At 63.0% G+C, this 14,597-nt stretch carries 17 protein-coding genes; 12 read left to right on the top strand and 5 right to left on the bottom strand.

Annotated features, from left to right (window positions below; genetic code table 11):
- The first annotated feature begins 63 nt into the window (after positions 1-63).
- The 3 genes from BLQ92_RS09580 (at position 64) to BLQ92_RS09570 (ending at position 4,151) form a co-directional block, all read left to right on the top strand.
- Positions 64-2,148: a 3-hydroxyacyl-CoA dehydrogenase NAD-binding domain-containing protein gene (locus tag BLQ92_RS09580; protein WP_090683735.1), complete on the top strand. Its 2,085-nt coding sequence runs from the start codon at positions 64-66 to the stop codon at positions 2,146-2,148.
- Positions 2,149-2,256: 108 nt separating this feature from the next.
- The gene (gene pncA / locus BLQ92_RS09575; protein ID WP_090684051.1) at positions 2,257-2,886 is read left to right on the top strand and encodes a bifunctional nicotinamidase/pyrazinamidase; all 630 of its coding nucleotides are present in this window, start codon (positions 2,257-2,259) and stop codon (positions 2,884-2,886) included.
- Between the two features lie 86 nt (positions 2,887-2,972).
- Positions 2,973-4,151: an acetyl-CoA C-acyltransferase gene (locus BLQ92_RS09570; RefSeq protein ID WP_090683733.1), complete on the top strand. Its 1,179-nt coding sequence runs from the start codon at positions 2,973-2,975 to the stop codon at positions 4,149-4,151.
- 154 nt (positions 4,152-4,305) lie between these two features.
- On the opposite strand, the gene BLQ92_RS09565 is transcribed toward BLQ92_RS09570, so the two are convergent.
- The gene (locus tag BLQ92_RS09565; protein WP_090683730.1) at positions 4,306-4,812 is read right to left on the bottom strand and encodes an LEA/WHy family protein; all 507 of its coding nucleotides are present in this window, start codon (positions 4,810-4,812) and stop codon (positions 4,306-4,308) included.
- A 260-nt stretch (positions 4,813-5,072) separates the two neighbouring features.
- Between BLQ92_RS09565 and BLQ92_RS09560 the strand changes: the two genes are divergently transcribed.
- On the top strand, positions 5,073-5,663 hold the full coding sequence (locus BLQ92_RS09560; protein WP_090683729.1) for a BPSL1445 family SYLF domain-containing lipoprotein: 591 nt from the start codon (positions 5,073-5,075) through the stop codon (positions 5,661-5,663).
- A 17-nt stretch (positions 5,664-5,680) separates the two neighbouring features.
- On the opposite strand, the gene BLQ92_RS09555 is transcribed toward BLQ92_RS09560, so the two are convergent.
- Entirely contained in the window at positions 5,681-6,667 is a 987-nt protein-coding gene (locus BLQ92_RS09555) for a zinc-dependent alcohol dehydrogenase family protein (protein WP_090683727.1), read from the bottom strand.
- Positions 6,668-6,767: 100 nt separating this feature from the next.
- On the opposite strand from BLQ92_RS09555, the gene BLQ92_RS09550 reads away from it, so the two are divergent.
- The 5 genes from BLQ92_RS09550 (at position 6,768) to BLQ92_RS09530 (ending at position 10,577) form a co-directional block, all read left to right on the top strand.
- The gene (locus BLQ92_RS09550; RefSeq protein WP_090683725.1) at positions 6,768-7,640 is read left to right on the top strand and encodes a LysR family transcriptional regulator; all 873 of its coding nucleotides are present in this window, start codon (positions 6,768-6,770) and stop codon (positions 7,638-7,640) included.
- Positions 7,641-7,766: 126 nt separating this feature from the next.
- Complete coding sequence (locus BLQ92_RS09545; protein ID WP_090683723.1) at positions 7,767-8,108, top strand: PadR family transcriptional regulator; 342 nt, start codon at positions 7,767-7,769, stop codon at positions 8,106-8,108.
- A complete protein-coding gene (locus BLQ92_RS09540; RefSeq protein WP_090683721.1) occupies positions 8,105-9,283 on the top strand; it encodes a DUF1700 domain-containing protein in 1,179 nt (392 codons plus the stop codon). The genes BLQ92_RS09545 and BLQ92_RS09540 overlap by 4 nt, the downstream gene beginning before the upstream one ends.
- 96 nt (positions 9,284-9,379) lie before the next feature.
- Positions 9,380-10,177: a BPSS1780 family membrane protein gene (locus tag BLQ92_RS09535; RefSeq protein ID WP_090683720.1), complete on the top strand. Its 798-nt coding sequence runs from the start codon at positions 9,380-9,382 to the stop codon at positions 10,175-10,177.
- Positions 10,178-10,247: 70 nt separating this feature from the next.
- Positions 10,248-10,577 carry a Rossmann-fold NAD(P)-binding domain-containing protein gene (locus BLQ92_RS09530; RefSeq protein WP_090683718.1) on the top strand — a complete coding sequence of 110 codons (330 nt, stop codon included), beginning with the start codon at positions 10,248-10,250 and terminating at the stop codon, positions 10,575-10,577.
- 17 nt (positions 10,578-10,594) lie between these two features.
- On the opposite strand, the gene BLQ92_RS09525 is transcribed toward BLQ92_RS09530, so the two are convergent.
- The 3 genes from BLQ92_RS09525 to BLQ92_RS09515 all read right to left on the bottom strand — a co-directional run bounded on the left by BLQ92_RS09525 (position 10,595) and on the right by BLQ92_RS09515 (position 12,321).
- Positions 10,595-11,062: a GNAT family N-acetyltransferase gene (locus BLQ92_RS09525; protein WP_090683716.1), complete on the bottom strand. Its 468-nt coding sequence runs from the start codon at positions 11,060-11,062 to the stop codon at positions 10,595-10,597.
- A gap of 195 nt (positions 11,063-11,257) precedes the next feature.
- Positions 11,258-11,605: a hypothetical protein gene (locus BLQ92_RS09520; RefSeq protein WP_090683714.1), complete on the bottom strand. Its 348-nt coding sequence runs from the start codon at positions 11,603-11,605 to the stop codon at positions 11,258-11,260.
- Between the two features lie 131 nt (positions 11,606-11,736).
- Positions 11,737-12,321 (bottom strand): hypothetical protein, encoded by a 585-nt coding sequence (locus tag BLQ92_RS09515; RefSeq protein WP_090683713.1) that lies wholly within the window; start codon positions 12,319-12,321, stop codon positions 11,737-11,739.
- Positions 12,322-12,644: 323 nt separating this feature from the next.
- Between BLQ92_RS09515 and BLQ92_RS09510 the strand changes: the two genes are divergently transcribed.
- The 3 genes from BLQ92_RS09510 (at position 12,645) to BLQ92_RS09500 (ending at position 14,587) form a co-directional block, all read left to right on the top strand.
- Entirely contained in the window at positions 12,645-12,947 is a 303-nt protein-coding gene (locus BLQ92_RS09510; protein ID WP_090683711.1) for a Dabb family protein, read from the top strand.
- Positions 12,948-12,956: 9 nt separating this feature from the next.
- On the top strand, positions 12,957-13,514 hold the full coding sequence (locus BLQ92_RS09505) for a PaaI family thioesterase (RefSeq protein ID WP_341806685.1): 558 nt from the start codon (positions 12,957-12,959) through the stop codon (positions 13,512-13,514).
- Positions 13,515-13,588: 74 nt separating this feature from the next.
- A complete protein-coding gene (locus tag BLQ92_RS09500) occupies positions 13,589-14,587 on the top strand; it encodes an NADP-dependent oxidoreductase (RefSeq protein ID WP_090683710.1) in 999 nt (332 codons plus the stop codon).
- Positions 14,588-14,597 lie beyond the last annotated feature (10 nt).

Below are 14,597 nucleotides of genomic sequence, written 5' to 3'. Positions count from 1 at the left end.
GTCGGACAATGAACCGGCACAGGCAGCGCGCGATGCGCTGCCTTACCGCATGGAGGCAGGCAGATGGCAGTGGACTATACGACTCATGACGGCGTCGCCGTCATTACGCTAAACAATCCCCCGGTCAACGGGCTCGGTCTGTCGACGCGAGCCGGCATCGTCGAAGGGCTCGAGCGCGCGCAGAACGATCCGGCCATCAAGGCCGTCGTGCTGACGGGCGCCGGCAAAGCCTTCTCGGGTGGCGCGGACATCACCGAATTCAATACCCCCAAAGCAACCCAGGAGCCGACGCTCGCCACGGTCATCAAGGCCGTCGAAGGCAGCGCCAAGCCGGTTGTCGCGGCGATCCACAGCGTCGCCATGGGCGGCGGCCTGGAGCTCGCGCTCGGCGCGCATTACCGTATTGCAGCGCCCGGCGCGCAGATCGCGCTGCCGGAAGTGAAGCTCGGCATTTTACCGGGTGCGGGCGGCACGCAGCGTCTGCCGCGCGCCATCGGCCTCGAAGCCGCGCTCAACATGATCGTCTCGGGCGCGCCGGTGCTGTCGGAGAAGCTGGCTGGCTCGGGGCTCTTCGATGAAGTCGTGGAAGGCAATCTGGCTGAAGCCGCGCTCGTCTTTGCCCGCAAGGTCGGTGCACAGAACGGTCCGCATCCGAAGGTGCGCGATCGCAAGATCGAGCATGCGAATGCCGAAGGCTTTATCCAGTTCGCGCGCAACAGCGTCGCGGCGATTGCGAAGAATTTCCCGGCGCCGCACAAGTGTATCGACGCGGTCGAAGCGGGCGTGAAGAAGGGCTTCGACAAGGGCCTCGCGTTCGAGCGCGAATGTTTTATCGCGCTGGTGCAGACGCCGGAAAGCCGCGCGCTGCGTCATGCGTTCTTCGGTGAGCGTGCGGCGAGCAAGATTCCCGATGTGCCTTCCGATACGCCGGTGCGCGAGATCAAGCAGGTGGCCGTGATCGGCGCCGGCACGATGGGCGGCGGCATCGCGATGAACTTCATCAACGCGGGCCTGCCGGTTACGCTGCTCGAAACGAAACAGGAAGCGCTGGATCGCGGCATCGCGACGATTCGCAAGAATTACGAAGCCACTGTCAAGAAGGGCAAGCTCAAGCCCGAGGCGCTGGAACAGCGCATGGCGCTGATTACGCCCACGCTTTCTTACGACGATCTGAAGCACGCCGATCTCATTGTCGAAGCCGTGTTCGAAGAACTCGGCGTGAAGGAGCAGGTGTTCAAGCGTCTGGACGAAGTCGCGAAGGCGGGGGCGATTCTCGCCTCGAACACCTCCACGCTCGACGTCGACAAGATCGCCGCCTTCACGAAGCGTCCGCAAGACGTGGTCGGCATGCACTTCTTCAGCCCGGCCAACGTGATGAAGCTGCTCGAAGTCGTGCGCGGCAAGGAAACCGCGAAAGACGTGCTCGCCACCGTCATGCAACTGGCCAGGAAGATCAAGAAGACTGCGGTGGTGTCGGGCGTGTGCGACGGCTTCATCGGCAACCGCATGATCGAGCAGTACATCCGCCAGGCGCTCTTCATGCTTGAAGAAGGCGCGCTGCCGGCGCAGGTCGACAAAGCGATCGAGAAGTTCGGCTTCGCCATGGGGCCGTTCCGCATGAGCGACCTCGCCGGCAACGACATCGGCTGGGCAATCCGCAAGCGCCGCTATCAGGAACATCCGGAGATGCACTACTCGAAGATCGCCGACCGCCTGTGCGAGACCGGCCGCTTCGGGCAGAAGACCGGCGGCGGCTGGTACGACTACAAGGCGGGCGACCGCACGGCGTACCCGTCCAGGCTGGTCGACGAGATGATCGTGGCGTTCTCGCAGGAAACCGGTGCACAGCGCCGCAAGATCAGCGACGAGGAAATCGTCGAGCGTCTGGTGTTCGCGTTGGCCAACGAAGGCGCGAAGATTCTCGAAGAGGGCATCGCGTCGAAGGCATCGGATATCGACATGGTTTATCTCACGGGCTACGGCTTTCCGCTGTGGCGCGGCGGCCCGATGCTCTACGCGGACACGGTTGGCCTCTACAACGTCGAACGGGCGATTCGCGCTTACGCGGCGCGTCCGAACGGCGATGCGTGGCAACTGGCGTCGAGCATCACTGAGTTGGCGGCGAAAGGCCGCGGATTTAACGGCTAGGCGCGCGGCTCGCGAAGCGCCGGTGGAAGGTCCGCCGGGTCGCCAGCGAGCAGTTGGCCAACAGTGAGTCAGGTGAGTCGGGCGAGCGAGATGACGCGAGGTGCCGCGATGAAAGATGCCGAGGATGTGATGCTCGTCGTCGACGTGCAAAACGATTTTATGCCAGGCGGTGCATTGGCCGTCGCGCATGGCGATGAAGTCGTGCCGGTCATCAACCAGCTGGCGCGAGGCTTCAGCCACGTCGTGCTGACGCAGGACTGGCATCCGGCCTCGCACATCTCGTTTGCCGCTAACCACCCTGGCCGCACGCCGTTCGAGATGCTGACGCTGCCGTATGGCGAGCAGGTGCTGTGGCCGACCCATTGCGTGCAGGACACGCCCGGCGCGGCCCTGCATCGCGATCTCGACATTGCGCATGCGCGTCTTGTGATCCGCAAGGGGCTCCATGCCGGCGTCGACAGCTATTCGGCTTTTCTCGAAGCCGATCGCACGACGCCGACGGGTCTCGCCGGCTATCTGCGCGACGTGGGCGTGAAGCGCGTCTGGTGCTGTGGCCTGGCGACCGACTATTGCGTCGCCTGGTCCGCGCTCGATGCACGGGCCGCAGGATTTGAAGTTGCACTGATCGAAGACGCGTCGCGCGCCATCGATCTCAACGGTTCGCTCGACGCCGCCTGGCGCGATCTGCACGCGGCGGGTGTCAAGCGCGTGCAGTCCGCCGAGCTGCTGGGCCGATGAAAGCCCGTGGTTGCGCAGGCTGAAAAGAGCACATCGGCCCGCTGGTCCGAACGAACCACATTCAACATTGGAAGCAGGAGACATGCATGACTGACGCCGTAATCGTATCGACCGCCCGCACGGGTCTTGCCAAATCGTGGCGCGGCGCTTTCAACATGACGCACGGCGCGACGCTTGGCGGCCATGTGACGCAAGCCGCGGTCGAACGCGCCAAACTCGATCCGGCCCGCGTCGAAGACGTGATCATGGGCTGTGCGAACCCGGAAGGCGCGACAGGCATGAACATCGCGCGGCAAATCGCCTTGCGCGCCGGCCTGCCGGTCAGCGTACCGGGGATGACGGTCAATCGCTTCTGCTCATCGGGCTTGCAGACGATTGCGCTCGCTGCGCAACGGGTGATTGCCGGTGAAGGCGACGTGTTTGTCGCGGGCGGGGTCGAGTCGATCTCGTGTGTGCAGAACGAGATGAACCAGCACATGGTGACCGACGGCTGGTTGAACCAGAACAAGCCGGAGATCTACTGGTCGATGCTGCAGACCGCGGAAAACGTTGCCAGGCGCTACTCGATTTCGAAAGAGCGTCAGGACGAATACGGCGTGCGCTCGCAACAGCGCGCGGCGGCGGCCCAGGAAGCCGGCAAGTTCAACGACGAGATCGTGCCGATGACGGTGCTCGCCGGCGTCGCCGACAAGGCCAGCGGCCGGCTCTTCACGAAGGAAGTGACGATTGCCGCCGACGAAGGCATTCGCGCCGACACGACGCTCGAAGGCGTGTCGAAGATTCGCACGGCGCTGCCGGGCGGCGTGATCACCGCCGGCAACGCAAGCCAGTTTTCGGATGGCGCGTCGGCTTGCGTGGTGATGAACGCGAAGGTCGCCGAACGCGAAGGACTGCAGCCGCTGGGTATCTTCCGCGGTTTTGCGGTGGCCGGTTGCGAGCCGGACGAGATGGGCATCGGCCCCGTGTTCGCAGTGCCGAAGCTGCTCAAGCAGGCGGGGCTCAAGGTCGAGGATATCGACCTGTGGGAACTGAACGAAGCGTTCGCCGTGCAGGTGCTGTATTGCGCCGACAAGCTCGGCATCCCGCACGACAAGCTCAACGTCAACGGCGGCGCGATTGCAGTCGGCCATCCGTACGGTGTGTCGGGCGCGCGCCTGACCGGCCATGCGCTGATCGAAGGCAAGCGGCGTGGCGCGAAGCTGGTCGTCGTGACGATGTGTATCGGCGGCGGGCAGGGCGCAGCGGGGCTGTTCGAAGTGGTGTAAGGCGGTATAGGCAGGCGCCGTTCAAGGCCGAAGGGGCCTTGAGCGGTTGCCCTCGCGGGCGGGGGAGATCAGTGTGTCCGGCAACGCGCAACTACTGTCCGCGCATATGGCCGCCTGGCCGGCACGCTGCCGTGTTCTGCCGGTTGGCGAATCGTCACTGACCCGCGACTCCCAACCCCGGCAGCGACAGCACGCCCTGATCGAGAAAGCGCGTGCCACCGGTCATGCCACCCGCCAGACGGCCGCTCAAGACATAGGGGTAGTGGCCCGGCGGCGTATCGCTGCCCGCGAGCGAGAAGGCCTGACGCAATGCCGTGAAGGCCGGCACCGTCAACGGTACGTTGACCAGCGTTTCGCCATAGCGCGGCACCGTGCCGTGCTGATCGCTGACGCCGCTGGCGAAGGCCTTGCCATTCAACTGGAGATCGACGGAGACGCCGTCGAAGTTAAGCGCATCTTCGTTGGGGTTCTGGATTCGCAGCTTCACGTTGAAGCGCATTTCCATCCCCTGGCTGTCGAGCGGCTCGAGGCCGGCGACACTCACACGCAGCGGCTCATGGCCGAACCATCCGGCACAGCCGCCGAGCGACAACACCGTAAGCACGCCGAGCGCCACGAGGCGCACCGAGCGACCAGACAACAGCAGACGAAGAAAGGGCATAGCCGCGACCTCGAGTCGAACTGGGTTGGGCGGTATTGTAACGGGCAAACCCTGATTCGTTTGATGAGCCGATCGTCGCTGCGGCATCCCCGTGTCCGAACTCCGCGCATCAATTGCGGTCCCACCTGCACCCGCCACGCGTCGCTTCCTGCCTACACCTGCAATGAAGCGGTTGCAGAGCGCTCGAAAACGGACTTCAATGCCGTACTAATGTTGCTGGCGCGGACGGTCGAACAACCCTCTCTTCATAGGAAAGCCACATGCACCGACGTCAATTCATTACCGGCACCAGTGTGCTCATCGCGTCGAGCGGCCTGACTCTCGCAGGCTGCACCACCACACCGCTCGGTTCGGGTGAGACGGCCGAGGACTACACCCAGAAACGCAATACGATCAACGCCGGGATTGATTCGACGCTGGCTCGCCTGCAGAGCACGGTGCACGGTTCGCAGGAGATTCTCACCAAAGCGCGCGGCGTACTGGTGTTTCCGTCTGTGTTTGCGGCGGGCTTCTGGTTCGGCGGCCAATACGGGCAGGGCGGCTTGCGTGTCGACGGTCAGACGACGGGGTACTACAGCACCGTCGCCGGTTCGTTCGGCCTGCAGATCGGCGCGCAATCCAAGGCCATCATTTTTGCCTTCCTGACGCAGGAAGCGCTCGACCGCTTCACGCAAAGCCAGGGCTGGGCTGCCGGCGCCGATGCTACCGTCGCGCTCGCGAAGATCGGGGCGAACGGCAACCTCGATACCTCGACGGCCATGAGTCCCGTGGTGGCGTTCGTGCTCACCAATGCCGGCTTGATGGCCGGCATCTCGCTGGAAGGGACCAAGGTGTCGCGGCTCGTGATCTGAGGCGGTGCGCTGCTCGCTTACTCGACGTCCACGACGATTTTTCCGCGCGCCGTGCCGCTCGTGATCGCCTCGTAGGCGAGTTCGGCCGTACCCAGATCGAAGCGGCGCGGATCGAGCCTCGGTTTGAGCTTGCCGTTTTCGGCGAGCCGAGCGGCTTCGCCCAGCATGGCGCCGTGATGGGCGCGATATTCACCGCTTAGCAGCGGATACAGGGTGAACACGCCTGAGTAGCTCGCCTCGCGAAACGACAGCGGCGCCAGCGCATGGGTTCCCCAGCCCAACGCGCTCACCACGTGCCCGAAATGGCGGACCGCTGCGAACGACGCATCCAGGGTCGCGCCGCCTACCGTGTCGACTACCAGATCGAAGCCGGTTCCCTGCGTCGACGACGCCACATACTGCTCGACCGTTTGCGCCCGATGGTCGATCGGCGTCGCGCCGAGGCCCGCGACGAAATCGTGATCGCGCGCGCTGGCCGTGGCGAACACGTGCGCGCCGAGCGCGAGCGCCAGTTGCACGGCAACATGCCCGACGCCGCCGGCCCCACCCTGAACCAGCACGGTTTGCCCGGCTTGCAGCCGCGCCCGATCCACGATGCCCGAATAGGCCGTGATGAAAGCGAGCGGCAGGGCGGCCGCTTCGCGCATCGACAGATTGGCCGGCTTGAGCGCGAGCAGATCGGCATCGACCGCCGCGTACTGGGCGAGCGAGCCCTGAATGCCGCCGACCCCGCCGGTCATGCCATAGACTGCGTCGCCAGCCTTGAACGCGCTGACGCCGGCGCCGACTGCTTCGACCACCCCGGCCATATCGATCCCCAACACCAATGGCAACGGATGCTGCGCATGCGCCGCGCTGCCCGCGCGGATCTTGGTGTCGAGCGGGTTCAGACCGCTGGCCGCAATCCGCACCAGCACCTGGCCGGGCGCCGGCTCAGGCCGGACGAGTTCGGTCAGTTCGAGGGGGTCGTGATAGCGGTTGAGAATGAGGGCTTGCATGGACATGATGATTTCCTTTCCGGTTGAATCGGAGCTTCGATACGTCCATACTCCGACATACGAAATCGCACGTAAATCAACGTTATCGAATAACAGCCAAACAAAAATGACTGGAAACGATCTCGAATGGAGCGACGTTCGTATCTTCCTTGCGATTGCCCGTCACGGCACGCTAGGGGCGGCCGCGCGGCAAGTCGGCCAGACCCAGCCGACCATGGGCAGGCGCTTGCGCGCGCTCGAAGAGGCGACAGGCCACGCGTTGTTCCAGCGTACTCGCGACGGCTTCGTCCTGACGGACGAAGGTGCGGCGGTTCTCGCCTATGCCGAGAGAATGGAGGAGGAGGCGCTTGGTTTCACGCGGGCGCTGGCCGGCAAGGACGCGCAGCTGAGCGGTTTGTTGCGTGTCTCTTCATCCGACTGGTTCGGCGTTCATGTGCTTACGCCGGTGTTCGCGCGGTTTCTGGCGCAGCACCGCGGCGTGTCGCTCGAACTGGTGACGGATGCGCGCCCCTATAACCTCGCGCGCCGCGAGGCGGATCTGGCGTTTCGCATCACGCCGTTCGAGGAAGCCGATGTGATCCAGCGCAAGCTTATGCACATGGAATACGCCCTGTACGGACGGATTGACCTGGTGGCGCCGCCAGCCGGCGACGGCGCGGGGTACACGCTTATCAGCATGGACAGCGCTTTCGGTACGCTGCCGGATGTGGAGTGGGTCAAACGCATGCTGCCGAATGCGCGGATCGCGTTCGGCAGCAACAACCGCGGCGCGCAGGCGCGGATGTGCGCGGAGGGCGGCGGCTTTGCGGTGCTGCCGTGTCCGCTGGGCGACACGACCGCCGGACTGCGGCGCATCGATCTGGGGGAAGCGCCGCCGGGGCGCGACGTCTGGCTGGGTTACCACCGCGACCTGCGCCGCGTGGCCCGCTTACGGGCGCTGCTGGATCTGACCATCGAAGCGCTTGGGAGCGATGTATAAAACGGTACCTTGCATAAAACAGTAGAGCCTGCTACATTTCAGCCATGGTCACCGCGGCTATCAGTCCGTCCGGTGACAGTGCATAGCACGGTACCTTGCAACGCACACTACGAAGCGTGGAATTTGATGAAAACGCAGTTGAAAAAAGGAACGCTCGACATGTGCGTGCTGGCCGTCCTGGCGCGAGGGGACAGCTACGCGTACGAACTGGTGTCGACGCTCGCGGAAACGATGGAGATCAGCGAGGGTACGATTTACCCGCTGATGCGCCGTCTGCAGGCTGAAGCATGGGTGTCGACCTACCTTGTCGAATCGAGTTCGGGACCGCCCCGCAAATACTACTCGCTGACGGGCACGGGTCGCCGTAGCCTGCTGGAGATGGAAGACGAGTGGCGCAGTTTCGTGGATGAAGTGAACGGCGTGCTAGGACAACCCGGCATAAAAATGAACACAGGGGAAAACCCATGAAGCAGGACGTATTCATTGATTCACTGCGGCAGGAACTAAGCAGTCTGCCGAAGCAGGCGGTCGATGAAATCATTGCGGATTACCGGGAGTACATTGGCGACGCGCTTGCCGCAGGACGCCGCGAGGAAGACGTGATCGCCGCGCTGGGCGACCCGGTCAAGCTGGCCCGCGAACTGAAGGCGCAGGCGAACTACCGGCAGTGGCAAGACAGCCGTTCGTTCCGCAACCTGTTCCGCGTGATCATGTCGATCTCCGGGCTGGGCCTGCTGAACGTGGTGCTGCTGGTGCCGTTTATGGTGTACCTGGCGTTGCTCACGGCGGGCTATGCAGTTTCGGCGGGGCTGACGATCGCCGGGCTGGTCGGTGTGATCGCGTTGAGCGGTCATCATTTCTTCGGCAAGACCACCCGCGATATGTTGCCGTTCAGCTTCACCACCAGCAGCGACCACGCCAAACCGGCCGCGGGCGTTGCCGCGAGCGGCGCGTCTGGGGCGCTGGCCGCGTCGGCTGCGTCGCCCGCGTCGGCTGCGCAGGAAGCGAATGACGACGATAGCGAAGACAGCACGCCGGGCAACCTGAAGAGCCTGAAGATCGTCGGCGACCGGTTCGTCTTCAACCTGCAGGACGACAGCAAGCTTGAGCTCGTCACTCGAGCCGGCACCATCGAGATCAAAACCGACGGTGACAATTTCAAGTTCGAAAGTACCTCCGACGCTGCACGGCGCCTGTTGACCCGAAGCGATGACGGCACATGGAGCATCGCACGCGACGACGTGGAAGCACTGGAACTGAAAGACGACGACGAGAAAATCTCGCTGGCCCGCACCTCCAAGGATCCGAAGTCGATGGTCTGGGATATCTCGAGCGACGACGGCGACCACGTCCAACTGGAAGAAGACCAGCACGGCAAGCCCAACCACCTGAGCGCGCATAGCGGCTCGGACTCGGTGGATATCGGCGAAGGCAAGGTTGCCATCGACGACGGTCACCACCTGATCCGGGTGGCGGCATCGGACAGCGAATACACCTACGCAATCGTCATGCTGCCCATCGGTCTCATCGGCCTTGCGTTGTGCATCTGGTTGACACGAATTACCTGGCGCGGCATCTCGCGCTATGTGAAACGGCAGATCGACGCCGTCTCGGCGAGTCTCGACCGCCAGCAGGCGTCCTGAAGAAAAGCAACTGAAATACCCGAACACCGAAGTACCGGATATCTGAACCCTTAGTAGTACGTACAAACACTTTTCGCATTAACTGAGGAAATCGTCATGAACATCGATTACCCGAGCGCCGTTTCCAAGGAAACCCGTCTCCATCGTGTGCCGGCACTGCCTTTTTCCGGTGGAAGAGAAGTCAATCCCCTGCGTATCGCCGACTGGCTGGTGAGCGGCGCGCGTGCGGTGGCCCAGCAGCCCGTGCTGTGGCTGAGCGTGATGTTGCTCTGCGCCGATTTCGCGACGCTGCTGGGGTTCCTGCCGCTGTTGCGTCCGCTGGCGGTGCTGCTGGCGCCGCTCGTGGTCGGCGGGTTGATGTTCGTGCAGGACGGCGCCAGCAAGGGCCAGCCGGTGTCGCTGCGCGAGACCTTTGCGGCGCTCGCACGCCGTAGCAACGCATTGTGCGTAATCGGGCTGTACGGCGCGGCGATCGTCGCCGTCGGCTACGTGGTCCTGCTGGCGACGTTCCATGTCTCGCTGAACGCCTCGGTGACGGCGAGCGGCGTGCATAACGTCTCGATCAGCTACGGCGGCGACCACGGTGTGCGCGGTGCGCTCGAATCGCTGCTCGGCGCGTCGATCTTCGCGGTCGCGATCGCCTCGGCCTGCTTCGCTCCGGCGCTTGTCTTGCTGCACGACATGACGCCGCACGATGCGATGCTTGCGAGCCTGAGCGGTGCGGCGCGCAACTGGCCGGTGACGCTGATGTACTTCGCCGCGATGACGGTGGCTGTGCTGTTCGCCCCGATGGTCCCGCTGGCGCTGCGTGCCCTGGTGCTGACGCCGGTGATGACTGCGGTGCCGCTGCTGTCGCTCTACGGCGCCTATCGGGATGTGTTTCTTGGCAAGTGAGCGAGGCGCGGGTGGACGCAGGATCCGTCCGCGATCACGCTAGAGCGAGGCAACCGGTGACGGAGTCTGCATGAGAGTGTTGATCATGGGAGGAACCTTGTTTCCGGAGGCCGAAAAGCTGACGGGCGACCGCGACACGAATCTGGCAGCGCTGGCCGGACGCCGGTTCGACGCAGTGATCGACCCGTCGGCCTACGGCCCTGAGCAAATCGATTTGCTGCTGTCGACCCTCGGCGAACCGCCTTCGCACTACACGTTTGTATCGACCATTTCCGTGTACGGCGTGTTTCCGCCGAAGCGCCGTTACGATGAAAGCACGGACGTGGTTGCGGGTCGGGAAGGGTATGGGGCACTGAAGGCGCGGGCAGAAGAAGCGCTTCAGTCGGCGCTGCCGGGCTAAGGTCTACTGGCAGGCAACTACGCTGTTGTTTCCATGGATAGATCCTTCTCCATGAAGACGCTCAGCGGATCGGGGCGGTAGTCGGCGAACGGCTCGCGTGCAACAAAACCGGCTCGGGCGTAGAGGCCGAGCGCCGAATGGCTGTCGACGCCGGTTTCGAGGCGCAGCCAGCGCACCCCGTGGGCACGGGCTTGCTGTTCGAGCTTTGCGAGGATGGTTTTGGAGAGCCCCTGGCCGCGGGCCTGCGGCTCCACCCACATGCGTTTGATTTCCGCCCAGTCGCCTTTCAGGACCACGGCGCCGGTTGCCAGCGCCGTGCCGGAGGCGTCGCGAGCCACATGGAACAACACGCTGGGTTCGCGTAGCGCGTCGATTGGCAGCAGGTGGTTACTCTCGGCCGGGTAGAGCCTGGCGGCTTCTGCGTCGCCGTGCTCGAGCAAGGTGATGATGTCGGCTTGGGCGGGGTCTTCGATGGCGATGTTCATTGAGGGGGAAGTCCTTCAAGGCCGCGATTGTGGCCATGATTAAACAAAAATCCCCTGAACTTCGTCAGGGGATTTGGGGGCATCAGCAATTTGTTGTCTAACCCGTGGCACCGAGACATCATCATAAACAAGGTGCATTTCTGGGACGGTGAGCCTGAATGGCAATGAGCCTGCTCGCTTCGGCGGATTGCCTGATCAGTCTTTGTTTGCCCTCGACGCCCAGCGGTTGTGATCGAATTCTTGAACATCATCATTCTGCCGGAATCCGACGGCGCCCTTTTCTCTGGCGACGCGTTTAACCTGCGCGGCGCGCTCTTCGACGAGGTGATCGAATTCGCCCCTCTTCATACCCTCCGTCGTACTCATCAACAATTCGTCGCTGAGTGATGATGGCGCGCGAAGGAGGCGGAGGAATCGAGCCGCAAAACGCTTCTCTACCTCCCGGGTGCTTTCATCGGAGGAAAGCGCGTCTTTCACGAGACGATCGGTAGCAGCCCGTGTCGCGCCGTCTGCTGGCTGAAACAATTCCAGTACCGTAGTCATAGCGTATACCTATCGCAAAAAATCTAACCGATCGCTCAATTTTAGACTCAATTCACTATCAGAGTAAAAATAGCGCCCATCGTTCCTCCGCGCGTTGCCTACAATCACGGGCCAAAGCCGGCCAAGTCGTTTCAATCCCGCGTGAGCGTATTTTTCCAGCAAGTCGGCACCGCCCAACGGATCAGCGTGGAGCCCAATTCGTCCTTCGAAACCCTCGATTGCGCCGCGGTATCGATTAGCCCTTTGAGCGCGCTGAGAGGTTGAATACCATGATTTACCAAAAAAGTCTCAGGCGCCGTGGTTAGCCACCAGACAAATTCCGGGCGCTCGGTTCGTTCTGCCACGAATGGGTAGCCCGACGACATGATCATCTGCGCGATTGGAATCAGCGTTTCTGTTCCGGGGGCAGGACAAACGATCTGGACATATGTGACTTGTCTTCCGAAAATCTCCTCGACAAGCTCAGCTAGCAAGAGGAATTTTACCCAGTCCCATCCGCGATCCAGCCTCGACTCATCGGCGTCAATATAAGGTTGGACTAACTCGTGCCATGTCACCGCGTCGAGAATATTCGCCTCGATGACCGTAGCGCTCGGTGTAGTCGGCGGCTTGGCCCGGGTCGGCAGACGCTTAACGAATCCTTTGCTTGCTCGCATGTCGCTCCAGAAATATAAGCCCTTGCCGCGTCGTTCCAACACGCTCGAAACGCGGTCCATGAACGCCTGGCCCGCCTTGCGACATTGCTGCGCAACGCAGCAGCATTGGGCTCATACAGACCCAAGTTGATGCAAAGACCAAGAGGGCCGTAAATTTGATAGGCTTGAGGGCTGCTTCGACTTGCCTGATCTCAAGGTCTGTGAGCGCGACGGCTCGAAAAACGGTTTTGGCCAACACCAAATAATACCGGTTTCGTTCCTGCTTTTTAACCGCACGAGTGGGTTTGCAGCGCACCGGCGAGGCCTCTGCACGGGCCGTAAATACGGGCGGGACAAGCCTCTTTAACCAATCTAACGGACTAGCGCAACGCGCTACGAACACCATGATTCGACATATTGTCATGTGGAAGTTGAAGGAATCGGCAGAGGGCGCTTCGCGTTCGGAAAACGCTGTCAAGCTCAAGGAAAAGCTGGAAGGCTGCCGTGACATCGTCCCTGGCATCTTGCACCTCGAAGTCGGCCTCGCCGCACCCGGTCTCGAATCGACCTACGACGTCGTGCTGGTCTCCGACTTCACCGGCAAGGCCGCGCTTGACGCCTATCAGGTTCACCCGACGCACCAGGCCCTGAAGACGTTCGTCGGCGCGGTGCGCGAATCGCGCGAGTGCGTCGACTACGAAGTCTGACGCCCAGCAATGACTGATTCGCAGAAAGGTGGGGCCGGCGATCCGGCGGCCGGCCGTCCGGGGGCCAGCCATCCCACCGCAACCTCATCCGATCCCGCCGTTGCCCCCAACGCGCTAGCCGTGCTCGAAAGCCCCTTCGTCGACCACCTCGGCGTGCAACTGGTCTCAGCCGCGGACGGCGTGAGCGAAGTGCTGCTGCCGCTCGCGCCCAACCATATGAACACGTGGGCCGTGGCCCATGGCGGCGTGACGATGACGCTCGCCGACGTAGCGCTGGCCATGGCCGCGCGCAGTCTTGCGGGCGACGGTGTCGGTGTTGTCACCGTCGAAATGAAAGTCAACTTCATGCAGCCGGGGCGCGGCGAATTGCGCGCTACGGCACGCGTGCTGCACCGTTCGACTACGATGGCCTATTGCGAAGGCGAAATCCGCGATAGCGAAGGCCATTTCGTCGCCAAGGCGCTCGGCACCTTCAAGTACATGCGGCGCCTGGCCGTCGGCCGCGAGGTGACGCATCAGCGTCTGCGCAGCGACCCGTCCGCCAAACCCGGTCCCAGCGACGGTTGAACGCGGAGCGGGGCGTGCCGCTGCGCACGTCCCGTGGTTTCATGCCCCAACCCACAATCATGGAGACGCTCGTCATGACCCAGATCAACCGCCAGATCGTGCTCGCCTCGCGTCCGCAAGGCCCTGCCGCGCCGGACAATTTCAGGCTCGTCGAAACACCGCTGGAACCGCTCTCGCAAGGGCAGTTTCGCGTGCGCAATCACTATCTGTCGCTGGATCCGTATATGCGCGGCCGGATGAACGACAGCAAGTCCTATGCAGCGCCGCAGCCGCTCAATGAAGTGATGATCGGCGGCACCGTGGGCGAAGTCGTGGAGTCGAAGCATCCGGAATTCGCGGTGGGCGACAAGGTGGTCGCGGCGTTCGGCTGGCAGGAATTCGGTACCTCCGACGGCACCGGCGTGCGCAAGGTCGACGACACGCATGTGCCGCTCTCCGCTTATCTCGGCGCCGTGGGCATGCCGGGTGTGACCGCCTGGTATGGGCTAAACCGCATCATCGCGCCGCAGGCCGGCCAGACCGTGGTGGTCAGCGCGGCGAGCGGGGCGGTCGGCAGCGTCGTCGGGCAACTGGCGAAGCTGGCCGGTGCGCGCGCGGTCGGCATCGCCGGCGGCGAGCACAAGTGCCGCTATGTGGTCGAGACGCTCGGCTTTGACGCATGCGTCGACTACAAAGCGGGCAACCTCTATCAGGACCTGAAAGCGGTGACGCCGAACGGAGTCGACGGTTACTTCGAGAATGTCGGCGGCGAGGTGCTGGACGCGGCGCTCGCGCGGATGAACGCGTTCGGCCGCATTGCGCTGTGCGGGATGATCGCCAACTATGACGGCCAGCCGCTGCCGCTCAGGCATCCGGCCTTGCTGCTCACGCAACGCTTGCTGGTGCAGGGATTCATCGTCACCGAGCATCTTGATGTATGGCCCGAAGCACTGACCCAGCTCGGCACGCTGGTCGCGCAAAAGAAACTGCACTATCGCGAAAGCATCGCGCAGGGGCTCGAGCACGCACCGGAGGCGTTTATCGGGTTGCTCAAAGGCAAGAATTTCGGCAAGCAGCTCGTCAAGCTGATCTAACTTCAAAAAA

The sequence above is a fragment of the Paraburkholderia phenazinium genome (assembly GCF_900100735.1).
GTDB classification, from domain to species: domain Bacteria; phylum Pseudomonadota; class Gammaproteobacteria; order Burkholderiales; family Burkholderiaceae; genus Paraburkholderia; species Paraburkholderia phenazinia.
The sequence above is the reverse complement of the archived record's forward strand: the minus strand, read 5'-3'. Positions and strand labels throughout refer to the sequence as shown.

What these genes read in the sequence shown, in the direction of transcription:
- BLQ92_RS09515 (WP_090683713.1), bottom strand. Translation starts at nt 12,321, where the DNA reads ATGGACCGCGTTTCGAGCGTGTTGGAACGACGCGGCAAGGGCTTATAT.
- BLQ92_RS09500 (WP_090683710.1), top strand. Translation starts at nt 13,589, where the DNA reads ATGACCCAGATCAACCGCCAGATCGTGCTCGCCTCGCGTCCGCAAGGC.
- BLQ92_RS09520 (WP_090683714.1), bottom strand. Translation starts at nt 11,605, where the DNA reads ATGACTACGGTACTGGAATTGTTTCAGCCAGCAGACGGCGCGACACGG.
- BLQ92_RS09540 (WP_090683721.1), top strand. Translation starts at nt 8,105, where the DNA reads ATGAAGCAGGACGTATTCATTGATTCACTGCGGCAGGAACTAAGCAGT.
- BLQ92_RS09570 (WP_090683733.1), top strand. Translation starts at nt 2,973, where the DNA reads ATGACTGACGCCGTAATCGTATCGACCGCCCGCACGGGTCTTGCCAAA.
- BLQ92_RS09550 (WP_090683725.1), top strand. Translation starts at nt 6,768, where the DNA reads ATGACTGGAAACGATCTCGAATGGAGCGACGTTCGTATCTTCCTTGCG.
- pncA (WP_090684051.1), top strand. Translation starts at nt 2,257, where the DNA reads ATGAAAGATGCCGAGGATGTGATGCTCGTCGTCGACGTGCAAAACGAT.
- BLQ92_RS09535 (WP_090683720.1), top strand. Translation starts at nt 9,380, where the DNA reads ATGAACATCGATTACCCGAGCGCCGTTTCCAAGGAAACCCGTCTCCAT.
- BLQ92_RS09545 (WP_090683723.1), top strand. Translation starts at nt 7,767, where the DNA reads ATGAAAACGCAGTTGAAAAAAGGAACGCTCGACATGTGCGTGCTGGCC.
- BLQ92_RS09530 (WP_090683718.1), top strand. Translation starts at nt 10,248, where the DNA reads ATGAGAGTGTTGATCATGGGAGGAACCTTGTTTCCGGAGGCCGAAAAG.
- BLQ92_RS09505 (WP_341806685.1), top strand. Translation starts at nt 12,957, where the DNA reads ATGACTGATTCGCAGAAAGGTGGGGCCGGCGATCCGGCGGCCGGCCGT.
- BLQ92_RS09555 (WP_090683727.1), bottom strand. Translation starts at nt 6,667, where the DNA reads ATGTCCATGCAAGCCCTCATTCTCAACCGCTATCACGACCCCCTCGAA.
- BLQ92_RS09510 (WP_090683711.1), top strand. Translation starts at nt 12,645, where the DNA reads ATGATTCGACATATTGTCATGTGGAAGTTGAAGGAATCGGCAGAGGGC.
- BLQ92_RS09525 (WP_090683716.1), bottom strand. Translation starts at nt 11,062, where the DNA reads ATGAACATCGCCATCGAAGACCCCGCCCAAGCCGACATCATCACCTTG.
- BLQ92_RS09560 (WP_090683729.1), top strand. Translation starts at nt 5,073, where the DNA reads ATGCACCGACGTCAATTCATTACCGGCACCAGTGTGCTCATCGCGTCG.
- BLQ92_RS09580 (WP_090683735.1), top strand. Translation starts at nt 64, where the DNA reads ATGGCAGTGGACTATACGACTCATGACGGCGTCGCCGTCATTACGCTA.
- BLQ92_RS09565 (WP_090683730.1), bottom strand. Translation starts at nt 4,812, where the DNA reads ATGCCCTTTCTTCGTCTGCTGTTGTCTGGTCGCTCGGTGCGCCTCGTG.